This is a genomic window from Sulfitobacter sp. HI0027, from assembly GCF_001634775.1.
Classification (GTDB): domain Bacteria; phylum Pseudomonadota; class Alphaproteobacteria; order Rhodobacterales; family Rhodobacteraceae; genus Sulfitobacter.
This window is the reverse complement of the sequence record NZ_LWER01000393.1, coordinates 1-505: the sequence shown is the minus strand read 5'-3', so window position 1 is coordinate 505 and position 505 is coordinate 1. Positions and strand designations below refer to the sequence as shown.

Sequence of the window (505 nt, the reverse complement as noted above, 5' to 3'; positions counted from 1 at the left end):
TGACAGATGATTCCCATCGGCAACGTGATGTGCCATATTTGGGGCATGAGACGCGATGACATCTGCCTTTACCTTGGCCCCGCCAACCGTGCTGAACTTCAAGCCCTGATCAGCAACCGCAACACTGCGCGCAAGCTTGTCTGGCGGGCCGAGATCGTCCTGGCCACAGCGGACGGTCATGGCACGTTCGAAATCATGCGACGCGCGCGCACGTCGAAACCCACGGTCTGGCGCTGGCAGCAGCGGTATCTCGATGAGGGCGTGGCCGGTCTCAAGCGTGACAAGACGCGACCCTCGCGGGTGCCGCCTTTGCCCATGGCAACAAGGCTGAAGGTGATCGCCAAGACGGTGCAGGAAACCCCGCCCAATGCAACGCACTGGAGCCGCGCGCTAATGGCCGAAGCCATGGGCATCTCGCCGTCGAGCGTCGGCCGCATCTGGGCCGAAGCTGGCTTGAAGCCGCATCTCACGAAGGGGTTCAAGGTCTCGAATGACCCGAAGTTCG

At 62.2% G+C, this 505-nt stretch carries 1 protein-coding gene; it reads left to right on the top strand.

Annotated elements, in window-relative coordinates:
- Positions 1-45 precede the first annotated feature (45 nt).
- Positions 46-505 (top strand): helix-turn-helix domain-containing protein (locus A3722_RS18020; RefSeq protein ID WP_150120548.1); only part of this gene is annotated, 460 nt, incomplete at its 3' end.